The sequence below is a fragment of the Streptomyces sp. NPDC020917 genome (assembly GCF_044333795.1).
Taxonomy (GTDB): Bacteria; Actinomycetota; Actinomycetes; order Streptomycetales; family Streptomycetaceae; genus Actinacidiphila.
On sequence record NZ_JBIRRR010000008.1, the window covers coordinates 80,408 to 102,047 of the forward strand.

Genomic DNA, 21,640 nt, shown 5'->3' on the forward strand with positions numbered 1-21,640 from the left:
GACGTCATGGCACTGATCACGATCGCCGCCGACAAGGGCTCTCCGGGCGTCACCACGACCGCCGTCGCACTGGCCGCCGTGTGGCCCCGGCGCGTCCTGCTGGCGGAGGCCGACCCGGCGGGCGGCGACCTCGTCTACCGCTCGCGCGCCGCCCACGGCGGCGTGCTCGACCCCAACTCCGGCATGCTCTCGCTGGCCGCCACCGCCCGCCGCGGCCTGGCCGCCGAGCAGTTGTGGGACCACGCCCAGCCGCTCACCGGCGGACTCGACGTCCTGGTCGGCCTGGGCAGCGCGGAGCAGGCCGCCGGCCTGTCCGGGCTGTGGCCCATGCTGGGGCAGGCGTTCGCCACGCTCGCCGAGTCGCCCAACGGCGCGGCCGACGTCATCGCGGACTGCGGCCGGATCGGCGCAGACTCGCCCACCATGGACCTGTTCGCGCACTCCTCGCTGCTGCTGCTGGTCTCCCGCACCGAGCCGGAGAACCTCGCCCGCGTGCGCGACCGGGCCGGCGCGCTGTCCGCCAAGCTGCACGGTTCGCAGCGCGGCGCCGCCGCGGCCCTCGGCCAGCCGCCGATCGGCATCGTGCTCATCGCCGAGCCCGGCAACAGCGCCAGGATCGCCGCCCAGGTCAACGAGATGCTGGTCGCCTCGCAGATCTCCGCGCGGGTCGTCGGCACCATCGCCTACGACCCGGCCGGCGCCGAGATGCTCAGCAGCCGCCGCCGCGGCCGCCTGGACAAGTCGCTGCTGATCCGCTCCGCCCGCCAGATCACCGCCGACGTACCGCAGCGGTACGGGGTCTTCCGATGAGCGAGGTCGACCACCAGCTCGTCAAACGCTTCCGGCAGGAAGCGGGCGACCGCATCGCCGAGCAGCGCCGCCTGGACCAGGCCGCCAACCGCATGGCGATGTCGTCCGAGGACGAGCGGCAGTTCGCGCGGGCGATCATCGCCCAGATCCTGGAGGAGTACGCCCGCTCCGAGATCACCATAGGCCGCACCCCGCCGGACGCGCAGGCGGAGGAGGCCTACGCGGCCGCGGTGCACGCCGCCCTGTTCGGCGTCGGCCGGCTGCAGCCGCTGCTGGACGACCCCGAGGTCGAGAACATCGACATCAACGGCTGCGACCAGGTCTTCGTGGGCTACGCCGACGGACGCGAAGTCCAGGTGGACGCGGTCGCCGAGTCCGACGAGGAACTCGTCGAGCTGATCCAGGTGCTCGGTGCGTACTCCGGCCTCTCCTCGCGCCCCTTCGACTCCGCCAACCCGCAGCTCGACCTGCGGCTGCCGGACGGCTCCCGTCTGTCCGCGGTCATGGACGTCACGCGCCGCCCCGCGCTGTCCATCCGCCGCGCCCGCCTCGGCAAGGTCTTCCTCACCGACCTCGTGGGCAACTACACGCTCACCCCCGAACTGGGCTCCTTCCTGTCGGCCTGCATCCTGGCCAGGAAGAACGTGATGATCGCCGGCGCCACCAACGCCGGCAAGACCACCCTGCTGCGGGCCCTGGCCAACGTCATCCCGCCGCACGAGCGCCTGATCACCGTCGAACGCGCCCTGGAACTCGGCCTGGACCAGTTCCCCGAACTCCACCCCAACGTGGTGGCGTTCGAGGAACGGCTGCCCAACTCCGAGGGCCTGGGCTCGATCACCATGGCCGAACTCGTCCGCCGCTCCCTGCGCATGAACCCCTCGCGGGTCATCGTCGGTGAGGTCCTCGGCGACGAGATCGTCACCATGCTCAACGCGATGTCGCAGGGCAACGACGGCTCGCTGTCCACGATCCACGCCAACAGCTCCGCCGAGGTGTTCAACCGCATCTCCACCTACGCCCTTCAGGCCCAGGAGCGCCTGCCGGTCGAGGCGTCGCAGATGCTGGTGGCGGGGGCCATCGACTTCGTGGTGTTCGTCCAGCGGCGCAACGACTTCCAGCGCGGCGGCACCCTGCGCCGCGTCGTGACCTCCGTCCGCGAGGTCAACGGCGTCGACGGGCGCGTCCTTTCCAGCGAGGTCTTCGCCGAGGGGCGGGACGGCGTGGCCCTGCCACACGCGCCGATCGCCTGCCTCGACGAGCTCCTCGCCAACGGCTACCAGCCCACGGGGGTGTGGCGGTAATGACCGGGGTCTTCTCCATGTCCGTGATGTACGGACTCCTCGCGGGAGCGGCGGCGGGCGGCGGTATCGCGCTGTTCATCGTCGCCATGCGCGGCTGGGCACCGAAACCCGTACCGGCCGGGCAGACGCAGGCGGACAAGGCGTCCGAACTCGTCCGGTTCCTGTCCCAGCGCGGCTCCATCGCCGTCGTCGCCGGCATGGCGGTCCTCGGACTCACCCGCTGGGTGGTGCTCGGCGTGGCCAGCGCGGTCCTCGTCTTCACCTGGGACCGGCTGTTCGGCGGCGCCGCCGAGGAGCGCGCGGCGATGAAGCGCGTCGAGGCCCTCGCCGCGTGGACCGAGTCGCTGCGCGACACCATCGCCGGCGCGGTCGGCCTGGAGCAGGCCATCCCCGCCTCCGCGCGGGCCGCGGCGCCCGCCCTGCGCGTCCACCTCGACTCCCTGGTGGACCGGCTGCGTTCGCGCACCCCGCTGCCCGACGCGCTCCAGCACCTCGCCGACGAGATCAACGACGCGTCGGCGGACATCATCATCGCCGCCCTCATCCTCAACGCGAAGCTGCGCGGCCCGGGTCTGCGCGAGGTGCTCGGCGCCCTCGCCAAGTCCGCCCGCGAGGAAGTGGACATGCGCCAGCGCGTGATGGCCCAGCGGGCCAGCACCCGGCGCAGCGTGCAGATCGTGGTCATCGTCTCGGTGCTGTTCGTCCTCGGACTCGCCATCTTCAACCGCGGGTTCGTGCAGCCGTACGGGACCGCGATCGGCCAGCTCGTCCTCACCGTCGTGTGCGGGCTGTTCGCCGCCGGGTTCTGGTGGCTGCGCAGCCTGTCCAAGATCGAGACGCCGGACCGGTTCCTGGTGCACGCACCCGAGCGGCTGGCCCAGCAGAACTTCACGCCCGGCGCGTTCGTGCCCGGGCACCACCCGCAGGGCCAGGCCACTCCGGGCCAGGGGGTTCCCGGTGGCCAGGCGGCCGGTTATCCGGCACCCGGCCAGCAGGCCGTGCCCGGCCACCAGGCCATGCCGGGACAGGGGGCTGCCCGATGAACTCGATCTTCCTCGCCTGCGTGGTCGGCGGTCTCGTCGGCCTCGGCATCTTCGCCCTGGTCCGCGCCCTCATTCCGGGCCGGCGCAGCGCCGTCTCGACCGTCGCCCAGATCGACGCGATGCGCGCGGCCGCACCCTCGGCCGGCGGCGCGGGACCTGCTCCTGCCGGCGGCTTCAGGGGCCGGCTCGGCCAGCGCATCGCCGCCTTCTACCTGCAGCAGGGCTGGGAACTGCGCTCGCTGCGGGCCGACCTGGCGGTGCTCGACCGCAGCTGGGAGAGCTTCCTGGCCACCAAGATCATGCTGGCGGCCGCCGGTGTGGTCTTCGGGCCCTTCCTGTTCGCGGTGGCCTGGGAAGTGGGCTTCGGCGCCAACCCGGTGATCCCGGTGTGGATGGCGCTCATCTGCGGCGCCGTGTTCTTCCTGCTGCCCGACCTCGAAGTCAGGCGGGACGCCGCGGACAAGCGCAAGGACCTGCGCAGGGTCATCGGCGCCTACCTCGACCTGGTCTCGATGAACCTCGCCGGCGGCCGGGGCCTGCCCGAGGCGCTCATGGCCGCCGCCGAAGTCAGCGACGGCTGGGCGCTGATGCGGATCCGCAACACCCTGACCGACGCCAGGATCACCGGCACCAGCCAGTGGGTGGCACTGGGACGCCTCGGCGACGAACTCGGCGTCGAGGAACTCCAGGACCTCTCGGTCACGCTCGGACTGGTCGCCGACGACGGTGCCAAGGTCCGCGAGTCGCTCGCCTCGCGCGCCGAGACGATGCGCCATCGCGAACTCGCCGAGATCGAGGGGGCGGCGGGGGAGAAGTCCCAGTCCATGCTCGTGGCCCAACTCCTGCTGTGTGCGGGCTTCCTCGTCTTCCTGATCTTTCCCGCTGCGATGCGCGTGTTCCAGGTCTGACCATCCCGATCACCGATTGCCGAGTTCCGAGTCGAGAGGACTCCACCACCATGAACCGCCTGCAGATCAGCAATCCGCCGCTCGAATTCATGATCATCTACCTGCGGGGGCGCATCGACCGCCTCCGCAACGAGGACCTGTCCCGCGGTGCGTCCGCCGTTGAGTGGGTCGTCATCTCCGCGATCGTCGTCGGCATCGTGGCCTTCGTGGGCTTCACGATCAAGAACGCGCTCAAGGGCAAGGCGAACGACGTCAGCAACTGCATCGGCAGCTCCAACGGCGACTCGTCGAGCTGCTGACCGCCACCGGGGGACCACGAGATGAAGCGAACGACCGACGTGCTGCGCCACGCCGTACGCCGCAGGCTGGACGCCGCCCGCGGCGACAGCGGCGTGGGCAGCCGTGCGGGCAGCTGCGGGACCGCGGACGCCGCGGGCCGGCGCGCATACGGTGACCGCGGCATGACCGCGATCGAGTTCGTCTTCCTCACCCCGCTGCTGTTCTTCATGATCTTCGCGACCGTGCAGTTCGGCCTGTACTTCTTCGCCGACCACGTGGCGCAGGCCGCGGCACAGGCGGGGGCTCGCAAGGCACGGGCCGAGGCCGACCAGGATCCGGGCGGCTGGCAGGGCAAGGCCACCTCCACCGCCCAGACCTACATCAACCAGCTGGGCCCGAAGCTGCTCGACGGCCAGTCCATCACGCCGTTGCAGCCCGACGCGGCCACCGTCGGCGTGCGGGTCACCGCACGGGTGCCCACGATCTTCCCCGGCATGCACTTCTCCGTGCACGAGGAATCACAGGGACCGGTCGAACGCTTCGTACCGGACATCGGGGGCTGACAAGCGATGGCGACAGCGGGGGCTGAAGCGATGGGGAGAACGAGGGTCGCGCGATGGCGCACCGCGCTGCGCGGCGATCGCGGCATCTCCACCATCGAGGTGGTGATCCTCGCCCCGATCATGATCCTCTTCATCCTCGTGCTGGTCGCCTTCGGCCAACTCGTCGACGGGCGAGGCGCCGTGGACGGTGCGGCCCGCGACGCCGCACGGGCCGGATCACTGCAGCGCGACCGGGTCAGCGCGATGCAGCAGGCGACCGCCGCCGCCAAGGCGGACCTCGACGGGACCTGCGTCTCCGGCACCCTCGAAGTGCACCAGAAGAGCACCGGATTCCAACCGGGCGGCCTGTTCACCGTGCAGATCACCTGCCAGATCCGCGGGCTCGCCTCGCTCGGGCTGGACATCCGCAAGACGATCACGTCCCAGGGCGCCGCACCGCTCGACCCCTACCGCAGGGCGGAGTCGTGATGACCGCCACCCGCATCGCGTCCGGCACCGAGATCGCGTGCGCCACGGACACGGCCACTGCCACGAACACCGCGGCCGCCACCGCCGCCGACGTCGTGACGGCCCCCGCCACCGGTGGCCTGCGCCACCGCGCTCTGGCGCGGCTGCGCGACGACCGCGGGTCCGGCGCCGCGGCCGTCCTCATCTTCGCCATCGTCTTCATGGCGCTCGCCGCCTTCGTCGTCGACGGCGGCCTGTCCATCTCCAAGCGCGAACGCGCCGCCGACATAGCCGAACAGGCGGCGCGCTACGCCGCACAGGACATCGACGTCGAGGCGCTGCGCAACGCACCGCCGGGCAGCCAGCCCGTCATCAACGACGCCGACTGCGACGCCCGCGTCAAGGACTTCGCCCAGCAGTCCGGACTCGACGCCAACGACGTGGCGGGCTCCGGATGTACGCTCGCCCAGGCCGACCGGGTCGAGGTCACCATCCAGCTCACCTACCGGCCGGTGCTGACGGGCTTCTTCTACAACCACGACATCGTCGTCCACGGCACGGCCGCCGCCGAGTCCGTGACCGGACCCGCCAACTGACCGGCCCCGCCCCACGCTCAGCGCCGAAGGGCCAGCGCCCGACACACAGCTCGACCGACCAGCCCGACCACACAGCCCCGACCGACCGACCGCTCGCCGAGACCACCGAAGACCAGCGCACAGAGCCGAAGGCACTCGAAGGCACTCACAGGCAGAGGAAGCAGAGGAAGCAGCCATGGCACGTACGACCGCCACGGGACGTCACCCCGCGCAGCAGGGAGCAGCGGCCGGCCGCCCGCAGCGCGCGCGCCGCACGTTCGGCGACTTCGTACGGGCCTTCGGCGCGTTCCTCGCGCTGGCCGTGCTGGTCGTCGGCGTGCCCGGCGCCCTGCTCTACTACATCGGATCACCGCTTCCGCACCACTTCAACGCGGACCTGGTGAACCAGCCGATCACCTCCAGGACGTTCATGAACACCCTGGCCGTCGTGGTGTGGCTGGCCTGGGCGCAGTTCACCGCGTGCGTCCTGGTCGAGGCCAAGGCCGCGATGTCCGGTGTGGGCATGCCGCACCGCGTCCCGGGTTCCGGGCCGAGCCAGTTGCTGGCGCGGCAGCTGGTCGCGGCGCTGCTGCTGGTCGGCGTGAGCACCGCCGGGCTGGTGCCGGGACTGTCCAGCTTCGGCCAGCACCACCAGGTGGAGAGCCAGGCGCGGCCCGGCGTCGCCGTCAGCGCCCAGCAGACCCCCGGCCAGCACCAGGTGCGCCAGGCCAGCACGGCCGTCCAGCACCAGCAGGGCGCGCAGCACGCGGCCTCCGCCTCCCAGGGCTCCGGCCAGACCGCGCACAAAGGCACGAAGTTCTACCGCATCCAGCCGCCCGAGGGCCGGCACCACGACTCCCTCTGGGAGATCGCGCAGCGCCACCTCGGCGACGGCCGCCGCTACAAGGAGATCTACGAGCTCAACAAGGACCGCGTGCAGCCCGACGGTTCGCGCCTCTCGCAGGCGAGCCTGATCCGGCCCGGCTGGGTCATGGAGATGCCGGCCGACGCCCACGGCGGCGACCTCGTCCAGATGCCCGTCGCGTCCCCGCACGTCGCGTCCGACGTGGAGCACTACGCCCAGCACGGCGGCGCCAAGGACACCACCGCGGAAGGTGCGCACGCCGAGGTGCAGACGCCCGCGCAGGGCGGCGGCGCCGAGACCGGCGGCGGCTCGGGCGGGGGCTCCGGCTCCGGCGGCGGTTCGGGGTCCGGCGGGGGCGGTGGCGGCGGCGGTGGCCAGCACGTCACCACGCCGGAGCACAGCGAGACCGCGCCGGCCGCACACGCCGAGTCCCACGTCACCGCGGCGTTCGGCGGCGTCACCTCCGGCAGCAGCCACGGCTTCGGCCTGTCCGAGGCACTGATCGCCGCGCCGCTGCTGGCCGCCGGCCTGCTCGGCGCGCTCGGCCGCCGGCGCCGCACCGCCCTGTGGCAGTCCGTGACCGCCGGCGGCCTGCGCACCCCGCGCACCCCCAGCGGCCCGCAGGCCGACGCCGCCGACGCGCTGCGCGTGGGCGCCGACCAGAGCACCGTCGCGTTCCTCGACCGGGCCCTGCGCTCGCTCTCGGCGCGGCTCGACGCCGAGGGCCGCAAGCTCCCCACCGTCTACGCCGCCTGGCTCACCGACGACGCGCTGCACCTCCAGCTCGCCTGGCCCGAGGGCCAGCCGCCGGCGCCCTGGGGCCTTGGCCAGGACCAGACGTTCTGGCAGCTCAACCGCAGCGACCTGCAGGAGGACGACGACGTGTCGGCCGCCGCGCCGTACCCGGGCCTCGTCGCGCTGGGCACGCTCGACGGCGCCCGGCTGCTGCTCAACCTCGAAGCGGTGCCCGGCATCGTCTCGCTCTCCGGTACCCAGCAGGACCGCGAGGCCGTCCTGGCGTCCGTCGCCGCCGAACTCGCCACGAACGGCTGGTCGGACCGGATGACGGTGACCCTCGTCGGCTTCGCCGAGGACCTCACCGCGCTCGCGCCCGCCCGGGTGCGCCACCTCGCCGACGTGCCCGAGGTCATCGAGACGATGACCGCCGAGACCACGCAGCGTGCCGGCGCGCTGCGCAACGCCGGCCAGGACAGCGTGCTCACCGGCCGCACCGGCCGCGCCCAGCACACCCAGTGGGCCCCGCACCTGGTCCTGCTCGCCGTCGAGCCGACCGCGGAGGAGGCCGAGCGGCTCGCCGAACTCGCCGCCGACGCCGGCCGGCTGGGCATCGGCTACCTCGTCGCCTCGGGCGGCACCGAACTGCCCGGCACCGCCTGGGAGCTCGAAGTCACCCCCAACGGGCGGCTGCTCGCCCCGCTGCTCGGTCTGGACCTGGAGGCGCAGATGCTGCCCGCCGCCCAATACCAGGCCGTCCTGCGGCTGTTCAACGAGGCCGGTGGGGAGGAGGGCGGCGCCGGACCCGACGCCCCGCCGTTCCTCGTCGACCTCACCGACCAGGGCCGCCCGGGCGTCTACGCCCGCCTGCTCGGCCCGTTCGAGGTCATCGGTGTCGAGGCGCCCTCCGCGGAGCGCAGCCAGCTGCTGCACGAGGCGCTCGCGCTGCTCCTGCTGCACCGCGAAGGCGTGCACCCGCGGGTGCTGGCCTCCGCCCTGTGGCCGCGCGGCGTCACCGAGGACGTCCGCGACGCCCTCATCGAGCGGCTGCGCGACTGGCTCGGCACCGACCCGGGCGGCGCCACCCGCCTGTCCTTCGACAGCACCGGCCGGATCGTGCTGGCCACCTCCGTCGTCTCCGACTGGGACGTGCTGCAGACCCTGCACCACGAGGCCACCGAGGGCGCGGCCGCGTCCGACCCCACGGCGCGCCGCCGCCTGCTCACCGACGCGCTGTCGCTGGCGCGGGGCCGGCTCCTGGAGGACCGGGCCCCCGGCCGCTACGGCTGGCTCGGCCACGAGATAGTGGACGCCCAGCACCCCGTGCTGGTCGCCGAGATCGCCCTCGCCCTCAGCTCGCTCCACCTGGACGCCAGCAAGCCCAAGGCGGCCGTGGCCGCGATCGAGACGGGCCTGGCCGTGTCGCCCGACGACGAGCGGCTCTGGCTCGAACTCCTCCGCGCCACCCACGCCACCGGCGACCCGGCGCGCCTCGACGCGGCGGCGCAGTCGCTCATCTCCCGCAGCCAGGCGGTCAGCGGCCCCAGCCGCGGCCTGCCGCCCCGCGTCGAGGCACTGCTCGACGAACTCCTCCCTGCCTGGCGCGGGAGCATCGCCAACTGACCCCACCCGGCGTCCTCGTGAACCGCTGAGACGCCGACGAGCTGCACGCAGTGCCGATCACCCACGCCGGGTCGACACGGACGGTCAGCACCACGCCGTCCGCGTCGACCCGAACGGGTTCGCTGCGGCGCCAGGACTACCCGATGGGCTGGCATATGCCGATGTGGCCGTAACCCCCAGGGAGATCACGACCGTTGTCAGGTCGTGCAGAACGACAACGGACGACGCAACCGGTCGGCGGTGGGCCGACCATGACCGACCTCAAAGTGACCGATGACGTGCTCGCCGACGCGGAACGGCTGCTCACCAGGCTCCACTCGGAGTTCGGCGGCATCGGCCACCACCGGGACGACCTGCGGCACGTGTGGGGCGCGGGCGAGGTGGCCGGCGCCATGGACTCCTTCGTGGACAACTGGTCCTGGTACCGCAAGAAGCTGCTGAGCAGCATCGAGTCCGTGGGCGGACTGGTGAGTTCGGCCCGCGAGACCTTCCGGGAGACCGACCGGCACCTGGCGAGGACCGGGTGACCGGGCACCGCCGCCGCCCCCGCGACTGGCATCCGCTCGCCGCCTTTGACCCCGTCCCCGGCGACCCCGACGCGATCCTCGACGAGGTCGCCCACATGCGCCAAGTGGCCTCGATACTGCGGCAGGAGGCCAAGGACCTGCGGGTGATCGGCCAGGGAGACGGCCTCAAGGGCCGCTACGCCGACGCCCTGCGCCACGGCGCGGACGGCCTCGAGGTCCACCTGCGGGAGACCGCCGAGCGCTACGAACGCGTCCACGGCCATCTCACCGGCTGGGCCCACGCGTTGGAGGACCTCCAGTCCGAGGCGGACCGCATCCTGCGCAACGCCCAGACCGTCGCGGAGTTCGACGCCTCCGACGACCGCCACACGAAGGGCGACCATCACCACGCCAAGGGCGACGACCACGACGGCAAGGGCGACGACGATCCGCTGGCCGGCCACCGCGCCTCCCTCGCCAAGGTCGTGGCCCAACGCGACGAGCGCGCAGCCCACTTCGGCTCCCTGATCCGCCACGAGATCGACGACAAGATCAAGGACAGCCCCTGGGAGTGGTTCAAGGACCGGGTGGACGACTGGAGCGCGACGATCTCGCTCGTCGTCGACGCCATGAGCTGGACCGCCACCGTCATCGCCCTCGTGGCGCTCGCCACCACCCCTGCCGGCTGGGTGGCCGGACTCGCCGTCTGGCTGGCGGTCGGCGTCCTCGCCGGCCACAGCCTGCTCGCCGCAGCCGGCGACGGGTCCTGGGCCGACGTCGCCATGGACATCTTCGGGCTGCTCACCATGCAGATCGGAACCCGCGCCCTGGCCCAGCTGCGCAGCGTCCGCAACGCCACGAAGCTCGCCGCCCAACTCGCCGCCGAGGAAGAGGCCGCGGCCAACTCCGCCAGGGCCACCCGGTCGGTCCGCGACCGCACCTCGGCCGTCGTCAACCGCCGCGGCGCGACCCGGGCGGAGCGGGCCAAGGCCCGCCACGACCGCAATATCGCCCGGGCGGCGAACCTGCGCGCTGGAGAGCATGCCTCCGCCCAGGAAGCGGCCGCGCCCATCCCGGAGGCGTCCCGCTGGGAGACCGTCCGCATGGGCGGCGAGAAGGAATCGATGAGGCTGCACAAGGACATCGTGCGGATGCGGAGTTCGTATCCGAACCACGGCGCCGTTCAGACCGCGAGTGAGGGTGCAGAGGGGCACAAGGGGCGGTTCCAGGCGAGTTGGGCTGCGGCGACGGCTGTTGATGGCTGGGACAAGGGTGCGGGAAGCAGCGATCTCTTCCCGAGGAAATGGCAGTACGGGCCTTACGGCGATTTCAAAGGCCGCTACACCAGGGAAGTAGGTTCCTCGTGGTGATCATCGCCCGTGAGCTGTGGAGCGTGCATGTTCCCCAGTGACATCATCGACGATCCGTTGCTCGTACGGAGCGAGAAGCTGATCCGCTGGGGTGCCGTCACCCCAATGCTGGGCCTGTGCGGCATTGCCCTGACATCGAGGCTGCTGAACCCGAGCCGGGGCATGTTCTTTGTCGAGATGGTCGTCCTGTCGCTGCTTGGGCAGGCACTCACCTGGTGGGGGATCTACGGCGTGTGGCGTTGCCGCGGTTGGGACTCGGACGTGCTGTTCTACCTGTGGATGGGAGCGATGCTTGGCGGTTTCGCAATGATGGCGACTGGTCGACTCCCCGTGGCTGCAGTCGTCCTTGCAGCCCCGCTGGTCGCCACCTTCGCCCGGTGGCGCATGCGTCGTGACGCCAAGCAGGCGGGAGTCGCGCGGTGACCGCGACGGCGCCGCCGGCGACGTACAGCCTGGTGCTCCCGCCAGGATGGGTGCGGATTCCGTTGCGGGACGGGACGCGCGAGGCGCTGGACGAGAAGGTGTTCCGGGGGATCGAGGAGATCCCCGCCGGAGTGCCGCGGGACCAGGGGATGGCGTACCGGCTGCATGTGCGCCGGAAGGTCGACCGGATGGTCGAGGAGGCGCGGCGGGCCGGTGGGCTGGACCTGTACGTGCCGGCCCGGGTGCGCAGCCGCACCCTGATGGCCTCGTCGTTCCTGGTGTCAGAGATCGCGCGGGACGGAGACGAACCCGGGGACGGGTACGACGACGCGTCGGTGCCAGGGAGCGGGCCGCAGGCCGAACTCGTGCTGGCGCGGCTCGCCGCGGACCGCAGGTCGGGGGAGGCGGGGGAACTGCGGCTGGCCGGGGAGGCGATGGCCGTGCGCTGGGAGTACCTGACCGTGCCGGACGGTTCGGATCCCGAGGTCGACGTCGGCTGCCGGCACGTGGACTACGTGCTGCCGGTGCCGGGGGACGGCGGCAGGTGGTTGGCCGTGAGCCACTCCACCGCAGGGGACGGCGATCCGGGCAGCGCGTTCACCCGCGCCCTGACCGACCTGTTCGACGCGGTCATGAGCACCTTCCAGTGGAGCTGACCCGGCGGCGGGGCGCATACGAGACTCGCTGACCCGGCCTCGCGGGGCTCAAGTCCGCGCCTTGAGCCCTGCCTTCTTCGCGCGGTTCCCGCACGTGTCCATGGAGCACCACCTGCGCGTGCCCGGGCGCGAGTGGTCGAGGAAGAGCGCGCCGCACGTCGGGGAGGCGCAGGGGCGGATGCGGGCGAGCAGCGCGGGGGACGTCGCGAGGTCCAGGGCGTCACGCGCGACGAGTGACAGGGTCGCCGTCACCGGGGCCTCCGCTGCCCATGCGACCGTGCCCGAGGCACCGAGGCGCGGCACGGGAACAGGCGCGGCGGCGGCCCGGTTCAGCTGCTCGCGGGCCGCGCTGCCCACCTGGCGGCCGCTCATGGCGGACGTCACCAGCGTGTACACCGCTTCCCGTACGGCCCGCGCATCCTTGACCTGCTCGGTCTCGGGCAGCGGGACGGCCTGGTCGGGGTCGGCGCCGAACTGCCGTACCCACGCGGCCAGGTCCTCGGGATCCGCCAGCTCCTCCGTCTGTTCTGCTGTGTCCCGATACCGCAGCGTTCTGATGAAGTCCAGGCACAGCCGACCCGCGCCCTCGCGGAAGCGGGCGGGTGTCACGGGGACCGGCGAGGGGGCGGCCGGTGCCGCTGCGCTGTCCATCATGCGGCCAGCGTACTGCCGGAACCGGTTTAACTGGTACCTTCGGCGAGTAGCGAACCGGTATAACCGGTTCTCATCTGAGCGTCACCGCGGTACGCCCGTCCCGCCCGTTCAAGAGAGGCCCCGATGCCCCAGCCCGCCGATCTCTCCCGCCAGCAGGGCTCCGCGCACCCCATACCGTCCGAAGGGCCGGACGGCGGCATACCGTCGGAAGGGCGGGCCATCGAACCGGCCATCGAACCGGCCTCCCGCCGAGACGCCGAATCGGCTGCCGACCCCGCCGCCGATCCGGACGAGCCGGCCGCGTCGCCCCCGCGGGACGGCGCCACCGCCGGGCCACGGCGCAGCCTGATCGTCCTGCTCGCCGTGTCCTGCGGCCTCACGGTCGCGAACCTCTACTACGCCCAGCCGCTGCTCAGCGAGCTGCGCCACACCTTCGGGATCTCGTCGGTCACCGCGGGCAGCCTGGTGACCGCCACTCAGCTCGGGTACGCGCTGGGCCTGGTGCTGCTGGTGCCTCTCGGCGACGTTCTGGAGAAGCGGCGGCTCGCCACCGTGCTGCTGGCCCTGACCGTCGGCGCGCTGATCGTGTCCGGCCTCGCCCCGGACTTCCCGGTCCTCGCGCTCGCCTCCCTCGTCTCGGGCACCACGCTGGTCGTCACCCAGATCCTCGTGCCGTTCGCCGCCGACCTGGCGCCGGACGAGACCCGCGGCCGGGTCGTCGGCCAGGTGATGAGCGGCCTGCTCACCGGCATCCTGCTGTCGCGGACCTTCGGCAGCCTGCTCGCCGGCGCCACCAACTGGCGCGTGGTGTACCTGACTTCCGCCGTCCTGATGACCGTGCTGACACTGGTGCTGCGGACCGCGCTGCCGCGACGGGCCCCCGCGCAGGCGGCGGCCTCGCTGACGTACGGCGCGCTGCTGCGGTCCACCGCCCGGATGCTCAAGGTGCATCCGGCGCTGCGGCGCCGCGCGCTCTACCAGGCGGCCATGTTCGGGGCGTTCTCCGTCTTCTGGACGACCATCTCCTTCGTTCTGACCGCGGCGCCCTTCCACTATGCGCAGTGGCAGGTGGGCCTGTTCGCGCTGGCCGGCGCGGGCGGTGCGCTGGTCGCGCCTCTGGCCGGGCGGTGGGCGGACCGCGGACTCGTGCGGCCGATGACCGCCGCCGCGTTCGTGGTCGCCGCGCTCGCGTTCGGCCTGGCCGCGGCCGGCCGGCACCACATCCTGGCGCTGGGTGCCGCCGCCATCGTGCTGGACATGGCCGTGCAGACCACGCTCGTCCTCGGCCAGCAGGTCGTCTACCAGCTCGACGGCCGGGCCAGGGCCCGGCTCAACAGCGCCTACATGGCCACGTTCTTCCTCGGCGGGGCGATCGGCTCCCAAGCGGGGTCCTACGCCTACCACGCGGGCGGCTGGACGGTGGCCGCCGCCTTCGGCGCCGCCCTGCCGGTGCTGGCCCTCCTCCTCTGGGCCACCGAACGCCGTCGCGCCTGAACCCCGTCGCGCCTGAACCCCGCCGCGCCTGAATCCCGTTGGCCGGCCGCCGGCCACTGGGCGCCCGCCCGGCCCTACGACGGCGTCACGTCCGCGCCACCACCGCCAAAATCTCCGGCAGCCGGTCCAGCAGCTTCGGCGCGGTCAGCCGCAGGGCCAAGGCCGCGACGGCCAGGCCGTACACCGCGCCGAACGGCAGCACCGTCCACAACAGGGCGTGGTGCCCGGTGAGATGGAGGATGAGGGTGAGGGCCAGCACGGGCAGGCTCATCGCGGCGCCGGTCAGGGTGCCCCCGAAGACGTTGAGCGCGACCAGCCCGCCCTGGCCGGGAGCGGCGTTGCCGAACGGGTTGTCCTGCGGCACCGCGTACGGGAAGCGGACACTGGCGTAGGCGCCGGTGCCTATCAGCGAGCCGAGGAACGCCAGCGACAGCCCGAGTGTCTCGGGCAGCGCCTCCGTCCTGCCCAGCAGCAGCGCCGCGACCACCGTGACCACGGTGATGTACGGCACCGCGATGAGCGCCAGGGTCAGGGCGCGGCCCCGCAGTTCCAGGGCGGCGTCCTTGCGCGTGGCCAGCGTCGCGGCGACGATCCAGAAGGCCGAGCTGTCCATGCCGAACTGGTTGTACATCTGCATGCCCAGCAGTCCGCCGGCCCACAGGCACTGGTAGATCGTCCCGTGCTGCACCACCGCGACCAGAGGCAGCAGCAGCCCGATGGCCAGGCCCGTCGCCAGCGTGGCGCGCGAGCGAGGGTCACGCCACAGGTACCGGAACTGCCGTTCCATCACCGGTGCGGTGCGGCCCGCCACCAGCCTGCGCGGCAGCAGGCGCGCCGGTCCCGCCGGGCGCCCGCCGTGCTCCGCGGCGGCCGCCGAACCGCCGGAGCCGCCGGCGCGACGCGACCGCGGCACCCGGCTCTCGCCGCCCTCGGGGCCCGACTGGATCGTCGACGCGTCCGGCGACACCATGAGCCGGAACAGGCTGCGGTGCCACCAGACCAGCACCACCGCCAGGAAGACGGCGTCGCAGGCGAGTTGCACGGCCATCAGCCCGTACGCGCCGTGGGACGCCGAGCGGACCGCGTCCACCGCGGGCGCCGGCGGGATCCAGCGCAGCACGGAGGTCAGCGAGGTCATCCGGTGCAGACCGTGGTGGGAGGACAGCGCGTTGACCCCCAGGTTCACCAGCTGGGCGCCGACCGCCACCACCAGGCCGCTGAGCAGGGCCAGGTCGCGGCCCCTGCGGCTGGTGAGCAGCCGGGTGTTGGCCGCGGCCACCGCCCGCGACAGGGCCACGCAGGTGAGCAGCAGCAGGGCGACCGCGGCCACCGCGACCACCGCCGCGGACGTGCTGTGCGCGACGGCCACCACGGCGCCGGTCGACACCAGCACGGTGAACAGCGGCCCGACGCCGATCAGCGACGAGGCCAGCAGCGCGGTGATCAGCGGCCGCGGGCGCAGCGGCAGCATGGTGAGGCGGGTGGGGTCCAGAGTGTCGTCGCCGCCGAAGAAGAAGAACAGCGGCATCACCGCCCAGCCCAGGCCGAGCACGAGGGACAGGGTGACCGCCGCGGCCGGCGCGTAGTCGTTGCCGCGCAGGGCGATCATGCCCGCGCCGAGGCCGAGGGCGTACAGCATGGAGAACGCCACACCGATCGCCCAGCCGACCGTGCGGCCGCGGGACTGGCGCAGGCCGTTGCGGAGCACCGACAGCTTGAGCCGCATGAAGACCGGCACCACCGAAGGCGCGCGCCCGGCCGGCTCGCCTGCCCCGGTCAGCGAGCCGGCGGCGGTCATCGCTCGCCTCCGCCCAGCCAGTCCAGGTCCTCCCCGGCGCGCCGGTCGGCGCCGACCAGGGAGAGGAAGGCGTCCTGCAGGGTGGGTGCCGCGCCGCGCACCTCGGCGAGGGGGCCGCTCGCCACGATCCTGCCGCCGGCCATCACCGCCACCCAGTCGCACAGGCTCTCCACCAGCTCCATCACGTGGGAGGAGAACACGACGGTGCCGCCGGTGGCGGTGTACCGCTCCAGCACGCCGCGGATCACCTGCGCCGACACCGGGTCGACACCCTCGAACGGCTCGTCGAGGAAGAGGACTTCGGGGTTGTGGAGCAGGGCCGCCGCCAGGCCGATCTTCTTGCGCATGCCGGTCGAGTAGTCGACGACGAGCTTGTGCTGCGCGCCCGACAGGTCCAGCACCTCCAGCAGCTGGCCGGCCCTGCGGTCGACCTCGGCCGCGGGCAGCCCCCGCAAGCGGCCCGTGTAGACGAGGAGTTCGCGCCCCGTGAGCCGCTCGAAGAGCCGCAGGCCCTCCGGTAGGACCCCGATCCGGGACTTCACGCCCACCGGGTCCGTCCACACGTCCCGCCCGACGATCTGCACGGCGCCGTCGTCGGGCCGCAGCAGCCCGGTCACCATCGACAACGTGGTGGTCTTGCCCGCGCCGTTCGGCCCGACGAGGCCCACGAAACGGCCCGAGGGCACCTCCAGGTCGATGCCGGCGACCGCCGCCTGCTCGCCGAACCGCTTCCACAGCCCGCGCACCCGGACCGCGGGCGGCGGCCCGTCCTGGCCCTCCGCGCCGGCCCTGCTCCCGGACCCGCCGTAGTACGGCTCCAGGCGCGCGGTCTCACCGCGTGCGGTCCCCCGCGCTTGCCGGGACCCCGGCGTTCCCTGCGAACCGTCCATCGCGCGCCCCTCTCCCCGTGTCTCCCCGTGCACGTCGCACTCCGCACATCACATTTCGTACGTACTGCCACCCTAGAGGGCGGTACTGACAGTGACGATCGATCTGAGCGGCTCTTGAGTGAAATCGGTGAGTCAGGCCGCTCCGCGTCGTTTGCGCGGGGCGCGTTCGTCGAGGTCAGAGCATGTTGAGAGAGTCAGGAGCCGGAGGCGAGAAGGCGTCCGGGGCCTGTGGACAACCGTGCGGCCGCGGCCCGAACCGGCACGCGCTGTGGCGGTCAGCGTGCCCGCGAGCCCGCCGCGTCCCGGCCGCACGCGTACGCCAGCGGGCTCAGCAGCTCTTCGGCGTCGGGCAGCCAGCGGTTCACGGCGGTCGGCCGGCGCGCCCACTGCACCCTGCCGCCGGTGCCCATCGGGGTCGGCGGCGCGGCGATCCAGTCGCCCTCGCCGCGCACCACCAGGCCGAGGGAGTCCAGCGGCCATCCGAGCCGGCGCAGCAGGTCCGGCACCTTGGCGGCGGCCCCCGGCAGCACGAAGAACGCCATCCGCCGCGCGGGTGTGGAGACCACCGGTCCGAGCGGCAGCCCCATCCGCTCCATCCGCGCCAGCGCGAGGAAGCCGGCGCTTTCGGGCACGTCGAGGGCGTCGAACGTCCGCCCGGTCGGCAGCAGCACCGAGGCGTGCGGCTGCACCGTCCACATCCTTCGCACCGCCGCGGCACTTCCGCCGGCGTGGGTGGCCCAGTCGGGCCGGGTCGGATGGGCGCCGGGCGCCGGGCACGCGGCCGAGGCGCACGAGCAGCGCGGCCCGCCCTGCGCGCTCATTTCCAGCCATGCGCCGGGCAGGACGTCCCAGTTCCGCTCCTCCGCGTAGCGGACCGCGGTGTCGAGCAGCGGGCCGGTGAGCTGCCGCGGAACTCCGATGGTGTCTTCCACGCGCTGCACAACTCCCCTCACCTGCGGGGGTTACGGGCACCGGGCGCGGCTCATTGCGGGCGCACTGGCGCAATTCGGGGGGCGCAGACGGGCATCGGCCCCGTTCGCGGGGTAGTCAACCCGAATCGGCAGAGTCGCCCGGTGCGGGTGAATTGCCGCCGACGTGCGCGTTGTCCCGACCCCGGGCGGGAAGCGACGCCTACGGAGGGACGACGAGGGGGGACCGATGGCCGCACGACCGCTGGTGGCCCGGCAGCCGAACGAACGGCTCCAGGCACTGATCCAGGAAGCGGGCTGCTCCAACGCCGGGCTGGCCCGCAGGGTCAACCTGTGCGGGGCCGAGCACGGGCTGGACCTGCGCTACGACAAGACCTCGGTGGCGCGCTGGCTGCGCGGCCAGCAACCGCGCGGCCGGGCGCCGGGCATCATCGCCGAGGCGATCGGCCGCAAGCTCGGCCGGGCGGTGTCGATCGACGAGATCGGCATGGCCAACGGCAAGAACCTGGCCACGGGCATCGGCCTGACCTTCGCCCCGACCGTGCCCGCCGCGATCGAGCAGGTCTGCGAGTTGTGGCGCAGCGACGTGGGGCGCCGGGACTTCCTCACCGGCTCCACCGTCGCCGCGTCCGCCCTCGTCGAGCCCAGCCGCGACTGGCTGATCACCCGGCCCGACCCGGGCGTGGCACGCAACGGCGGCGCCCGGGTGGGCATGTCGGACGTGGAGGCGGTCAAGGCCACCACCCAGGCGCTGACCGACCTCGACCACCGCTTCGGCAGCGGCCATGTGCGGCCCGTCGTGGTCCACTACCTCAACAGCGTGGTCTCCGGGATGCTGGCGGGCAGTTACCGCGAGGCGGTGGGGCGCGAACTGTTCTCCGCCGTGGCCCGGTTGACCGAACTGGCCGGCTACATGGCGGTCGACACCGGCCAGCCCGGCCTGGCCCAGCGCTACTACATCCAGGCCCTGCGGCTCGCCCAGGCCGCGGGCGACCGCGGCTACGGCGGCTACATCCTCGCCGCGAGCATGAGCCACCTGGCCGCCACCCTCGGCAACCCCCGCGAGATCGCCCAACTCGCCCGCGCCGCCCAGGAAGGCGCCCGCGGCCAGGTCACCCCGACCGTGCAGGCGATGTTCTACGCCGCCGAGGCCCGCGGCCACGCCCTGATGGGCGACGCCCGCACCTTCGTCACCGTCGCCGGGCACGCCGTCGAGGCGATGGAGCGCTCGGAGCCGGACCGGGACCCGGTGTGGATCGGGCACTTCGACCAGGCCTACCTCGCCGACGAACTCGCGCACTGCCACCGGGATCTGGGCCAGTCCGCCGACTCGGCCCGCCGCGCCGAAGAGGCGCTCGCCGCGCACCCCGCGACCCGCTCGCGGCGCCGCGCGATCGACCTGCTGCTGCTCGCCGAGGCGCAGGTCCAGCAGCGCGATCTCGAACGGGCCTGCCAGACCGGCACACAGGCCGTCACCCTGCTGTCCGGGCTGCGCTCCGACCGCGGTGCGGAGTACCTGGACGATTTCCGGCGCCGCCTGGAGCCGTACGCGGGCGAGTCGGTGGTCCGCGAGTTCACTGCCCGGCTGGACCAGCAGGAGGCCGCCTGACGCCCGCCCAGGACCCTTCCCGGCGGCGTACGGGCACCGGCTGACGGCCGCCCGCACAACCCCGCCCGGCTGCACCCGGCGGCACCGCCCGGCGCCCGCCCGGCAAGCCGCGCGGTGGCACGGTGGCCCCGGCCCCGGCGCGCTCTGACCTGGCGCGGGAGCCTTTCCGGCACCGTCCCGCCAACTCCCCACGCGAGCCGTCCGCCCCTGCGTCCACGCGCCGCGAGCCGCAGGGGGGCGGCACGACGTCCCGCCCGGGAGCCGAAACGGCGACAACTGTGCCTGCACACCGAATCGTTACCGGACCGACACCACGTGAGCGCAAGCCCGGCAAAGGCCAGGGCAAAGGCGCCACTACGGGACCCACCGCCCTTCCCCACCGCCGCCGACAGATGTGTGCTGCCGCTCACTCGTTCGGGTACGTGGTCTCCTCCTGGATTGACCGGGTAGCGTGGGCCGCCGGTTGCGACGACAGGCAGATGACACGTACAGGCAGGAGTGGGCGGCGATGCACAGCAACGGACGCGGCGAGGATTCGCCCGAACCGTACCGGGGCGTCGTCCTCCCCTCGGACCAGACCCAGCCGCCGCTGACGTACGGCGAGCACGTGCAGCCCGCCGCGGGCACCCCCTGGGGCTCGCCGGCCCCCGGTGCCGCCGGCGCCCTGCAGGGCCATGGCGCCGCGGGCGCCCTGCCGGGCCCCGGTGCCGCGGGCGCGCTGCCCGCCCCCGAGCCGGCCGACGCCACGCAGATGCTGCCGCCGTACCCGGGTGGCGTGCCCATGGCGCCCCCGCAGCCGCAGGGCCAGATGCCGCCGGCGGGCCAGATGCCTCCCCTGGGCCAGATGCCGCCGGCAGGTCAGATACCGCCCGCCGGTCCCGTACCGTCCGCGCCCGTGGCCGACGCCACGCAGATGCTCCCGCCGTACCCGGGTGGCGTGCCCATGGCGCCCCCGCAGCCGCAGGGCCAGATGCCGGGCGCCGTGTCCGCCGCGGCAGGGCCGCCGATGCCTCCCGTGCCGCCGCAGCAGCCCGCGCACCCGCCGTTCCTGCCGCCCACCCAGGGGCAGCCGCAGCCCGAGGCCCCGGCCGAGGCCACCCAGGCCCTGCCGCTGTCGATCTTCCAGGACCAGGACCCCGAGCCCGACCCGTACGGCGGCGCGCCCTACGCGCAGGGCCACGGCCAGCAGGCCGGCTACGACCAGGGGTACGGCGGCCAGGACTTCGGGGGCGCGCCGAACGAGGCGCAGTCCGGCGTCCAGCACGACAGCGACTACGACCACCTCTTCCGCCAGGACGTCCCCAGCCCGGCGCCCGTGCGGCCGCACATCATCCAGCCGCACGACCGCCAGCAGGCCCCCCAGGGGTACGGCCAGGGCGGCCCCGGCGGCCCCGGCTACGGGCAGCAGGGCGGCTACGAGCAGCCCTACTACGACTACGACGAGGGCGACGGCGGCCGCCGCAAGATGTCCCCCAAGGTGCTGATCGGCATCGTGGTGGCGGGCTGCGTGGTGGCAGGACTTGTGGTCGGCGGCCTGCTCAACAGCAGCGGCAGTGCCAGCGCCGACAACACCGGGACCAAGCAGTCCACCGCGCCCGGCACGCCCAGCGCGTCCGCCGACGGCAACGGCTCGGGCGCGGGCGACGACGCCGCCAAGCAGCAGGCCCAGGCCCTGGACGCGCTGCTCAAGACGAGCGGCAGCAGCCGCACCTCCGTCATCAACGCGGTGGAGTCGATCAAGAACTGCAACAACCTCGACGGCGCCGCGGGCGACCTGCGCTCCGCGGCGGGACAGCGCAACGGCCTGGTGACCCAACTGGGCTCGCTGTCCGTGGACAAGCTGCCCAACCACGCGGACCTCACCGACGCGCTCACCAAGGCGTGGCACGCCTCGGCTGCCGCCGACGGGCACTACGCGAACTGGGCCGACGAGGCCAAGAACGACCACAAGACCTGCAAGGGCGGCCACGCCCGCACCAACAACAAGGAAGCGCAGGCCGCCAACCGCGAGAGCGGCACCGCCACCACCGAGAAGAAGCGCGCCGTCAAGCTGTGGAACGCCATCGCGCGCAAGTACGGCCTCACCGAGCGCCAGTACAGCCAGCTCTGACCCGCCGCCCCCGACCGGCCGGGGCTGACCCCGGCCGGTGGCCGTCCGG

General features: G+C 73.2%; 20 protein-coding genes. 16 read left to right on the forward strand and 4 right to left on the reverse strand.

All coding sequences use genetic code 11. From position 1 onward, the window contains the following. Window positions 1-6: 6 nt before the first annotated feature. The 13 genes from ACH4TG_RS19215 to ACH4TG_RS19275 all read left to right on the forward strand — a co-directional run bounded on the left by ACH4TG_RS19215 (window position 7) and on the right by ACH4TG_RS19275 (window position 12,107). Complete coding sequence (locus ACH4TG_RS19215) at window positions 7-810, forward strand: MinD/ParA family protein (protein ID WP_398243539.1); 804 nt, start codon at window positions 7-9, stop codon at window positions 808-810. Beyond that, complete coding sequence (locus tag ACH4TG_RS19220; protein WP_398243540.1) at window positions 807-2,114, forward strand: CpaF family protein; 1,308 nt, start codon at window positions 807-809, stop codon at window positions 2,112-2,114. The genes ACH4TG_RS19215 and ACH4TG_RS19220 overlap by 4 nt, the downstream gene beginning before the upstream one ends. Next, window positions 2,114-3,157 (forward strand): type II secretion system F family protein, encoded by a 1,044-nt coding sequence (locus tag ACH4TG_RS19225; protein WP_398243541.1) that lies wholly within the window; start codon window positions 2,114-2,116, stop codon window positions 3,155-3,157. The genes ACH4TG_RS19220 and ACH4TG_RS19225 overlap by 1 nt, the downstream gene beginning before the upstream one ends. Further along, complete coding sequence (locus ACH4TG_RS19230; protein WP_398243542.1) at window positions 3,154-4,065, forward strand: type II secretion system F family protein; 912 nt, start codon at window positions 3,154-3,156, stop codon at window positions 4,063-4,065. Before ACH4TG_RS19225 ends, ACH4TG_RS19230 begins: the two co-directional genes overlap by 4 nt. Window positions 4,066-4,115: 50 nt before the next feature. Beyond that, window positions 4,116-4,364: a Flp family type IVb pilin gene (locus ACH4TG_RS19235; protein ID WP_398243543.1), complete on the forward strand. Its 249-nt coding sequence runs from the start codon at window positions 4,116-4,118 to the stop codon at window positions 4,362-4,364. 21 nt (window positions 4,365-4,385) lie between these two features. Further along, window positions 4,386-4,907 carry a TadE family protein gene (locus ACH4TG_RS19240; protein WP_398243544.1) on the forward strand — a complete coding sequence of 174 codons (522 nt, stop codon included), beginning with the start codon at window positions 4,386-4,388 and terminating at the stop codon, window positions 4,905-4,907. A 30-nt stretch (window positions 4,908-4,937) separates the two neighbouring features. Next, entirely contained in the window at window positions 4,938-5,375 is a 438-nt protein-coding gene (locus ACH4TG_RS19245) for a TadE/TadG family type IV pilus assembly protein (protein ID WP_398243545.1), read from the forward strand. Between the two features lie 95 nt (window positions 5,376-5,470). Further along, window positions 5,471-5,950: a TadE/TadG family type IV pilus assembly protein gene (locus ACH4TG_RS19250; protein WP_398243779.1), complete on the forward strand. Its 480-nt coding sequence runs from the start codon at window positions 5,471-5,473 to the stop codon at window positions 5,948-5,950. Between the two features lie 175 nt (window positions 5,951-6,125). Beyond that, entirely contained in the window at window positions 6,126-9,152 is a 3,027-nt protein-coding gene (locus tag ACH4TG_RS19255) for a BTAD domain-containing putative transcriptional regulator (protein WP_398243546.1), read from the forward strand. 251 nt (window positions 9,153-9,403) lie between these two features. Next, a complete protein-coding gene (locus ACH4TG_RS19260) occupies window positions 9,404-9,679 on the forward strand; it encodes a hypothetical protein (RefSeq protein ID WP_398243547.1) in 276 nt (91 codons plus the stop codon). After that, the gene (locus ACH4TG_RS19265; RefSeq protein ID WP_398243548.1) at window positions 9,676-11,028 is read left to right on the forward strand and encodes a hypothetical protein; all 1,353 of its coding nucleotides are present in this window, start codon (window positions 9,676-9,678) and stop codon (window positions 11,026-11,028) included. The genes ACH4TG_RS19260 and ACH4TG_RS19265 overlap by 4 nt, the downstream gene beginning before the upstream one ends. A gap of 27 nt (window positions 11,029-11,055) precedes the next feature. Beyond that, window positions 11,056-11,451, forward strand: a complete 396-nt coding sequence (locus ACH4TG_RS19270) for a hypothetical protein (protein ID WP_398243549.1) — start codon at window positions 11,056-11,058, stop codon at window positions 11,449-11,451. Further along, window positions 11,448-12,107, forward strand: coding sequence for a hypothetical protein (locus ACH4TG_RS19275; protein WP_398243550.1), 660 nt, complete (start codon window positions 11,448-11,450; stop codon window positions 12,105-12,107). Before ACH4TG_RS19270 ends, ACH4TG_RS19275 begins: the two co-directional genes overlap by 4 nt. A 48-nt stretch (window positions 12,108-12,155) precedes the next feature. Here ACH4TG_RS19275 and ACH4TG_RS19280 read toward each other — a convergent pair whose 3' ends face one another. Beyond that, the gene (locus tag ACH4TG_RS19280; protein WP_398243551.1) at window positions 12,156-12,761 is read right to left on the reverse strand and encodes a CGNR zinc finger domain-containing protein; all 606 of its coding nucleotides are present in this window, start codon (window positions 12,759-12,761) and stop codon (window positions 12,156-12,158) included. A gap of 123 nt (window positions 12,762-12,884) precedes the next feature. Here ACH4TG_RS19280 and ACH4TG_RS19285 point away from each other — a divergent pair, with 123 nt between their 5' ends. After that, window positions 12,885-14,255 (forward strand): MFS transporter, encoded by a 1,371-nt coding sequence (locus ACH4TG_RS19285; protein WP_398243552.1) that lies wholly within the window; start codon window positions 12,885-12,887, stop codon window positions 14,253-14,255. A gap of 85 nt (window positions 14,256-14,340) precedes the next feature. Here the strand turns inward: ACH4TG_RS19285 and ACH4TG_RS19290 are convergent, their stop codons facing one another. The 3 genes from ACH4TG_RS19290 to ACH4TG_RS19300 form a co-directional block, all read right to left on the reverse strand. After that, a complete protein-coding gene (locus ACH4TG_RS19290; protein WP_398243553.1) occupies window positions 14,341-16,053 on the reverse strand; it encodes a transporter in 1,713 nt (570 codons plus the stop codon). Continuing rightward, entirely contained in the window at window positions 16,050-16,943 is an 894-nt protein-coding gene (locus ACH4TG_RS19295) for an ABC transporter ATP-binding protein (protein WP_398243554.1), read from the reverse strand. Before ACH4TG_RS19295 ends, ACH4TG_RS19290 begins: the two co-directional genes overlap by 4 nt. Before the next feature lie 275 nt (window positions 16,944-17,218). Continuing rightward, window positions 17,219-17,875, reverse strand: a complete 657-nt coding sequence (locus ACH4TG_RS19300) for a bifunctional DNA primase/polymerase (protein ID WP_398243555.1) — start codon at window positions 17,873-17,875, stop codon at window positions 17,219-17,221. Window positions 17,876-18,101: 226 nt separating this feature from the next. Here ACH4TG_RS19300 and ACH4TG_RS19305 point away from each other — a divergent pair, with 226 nt between their 5' ends. Together ACH4TG_RS19305 and ACH4TG_RS19310 are read left to right on the forward strand one after the other, a co-directional pair. Then, a complete protein-coding gene (locus ACH4TG_RS19305) occupies window positions 18,102-19,481 on the forward strand; it encodes a transcriptional regulator (protein WP_398243556.1) in 1,380 nt (459 codons plus the stop codon). 508 nt (window positions 19,482-19,989) lie between these two features. Then, complete coding sequence (locus ACH4TG_RS19310) at window positions 19,990-21,591, forward strand: hypothetical protein (RefSeq protein ID WP_398243557.1); 1,602 nt, start codon at window positions 19,990-19,992, stop codon at window positions 21,589-21,591. Window positions 21,592-21,640 lie beyond the last annotated feature (49 nt).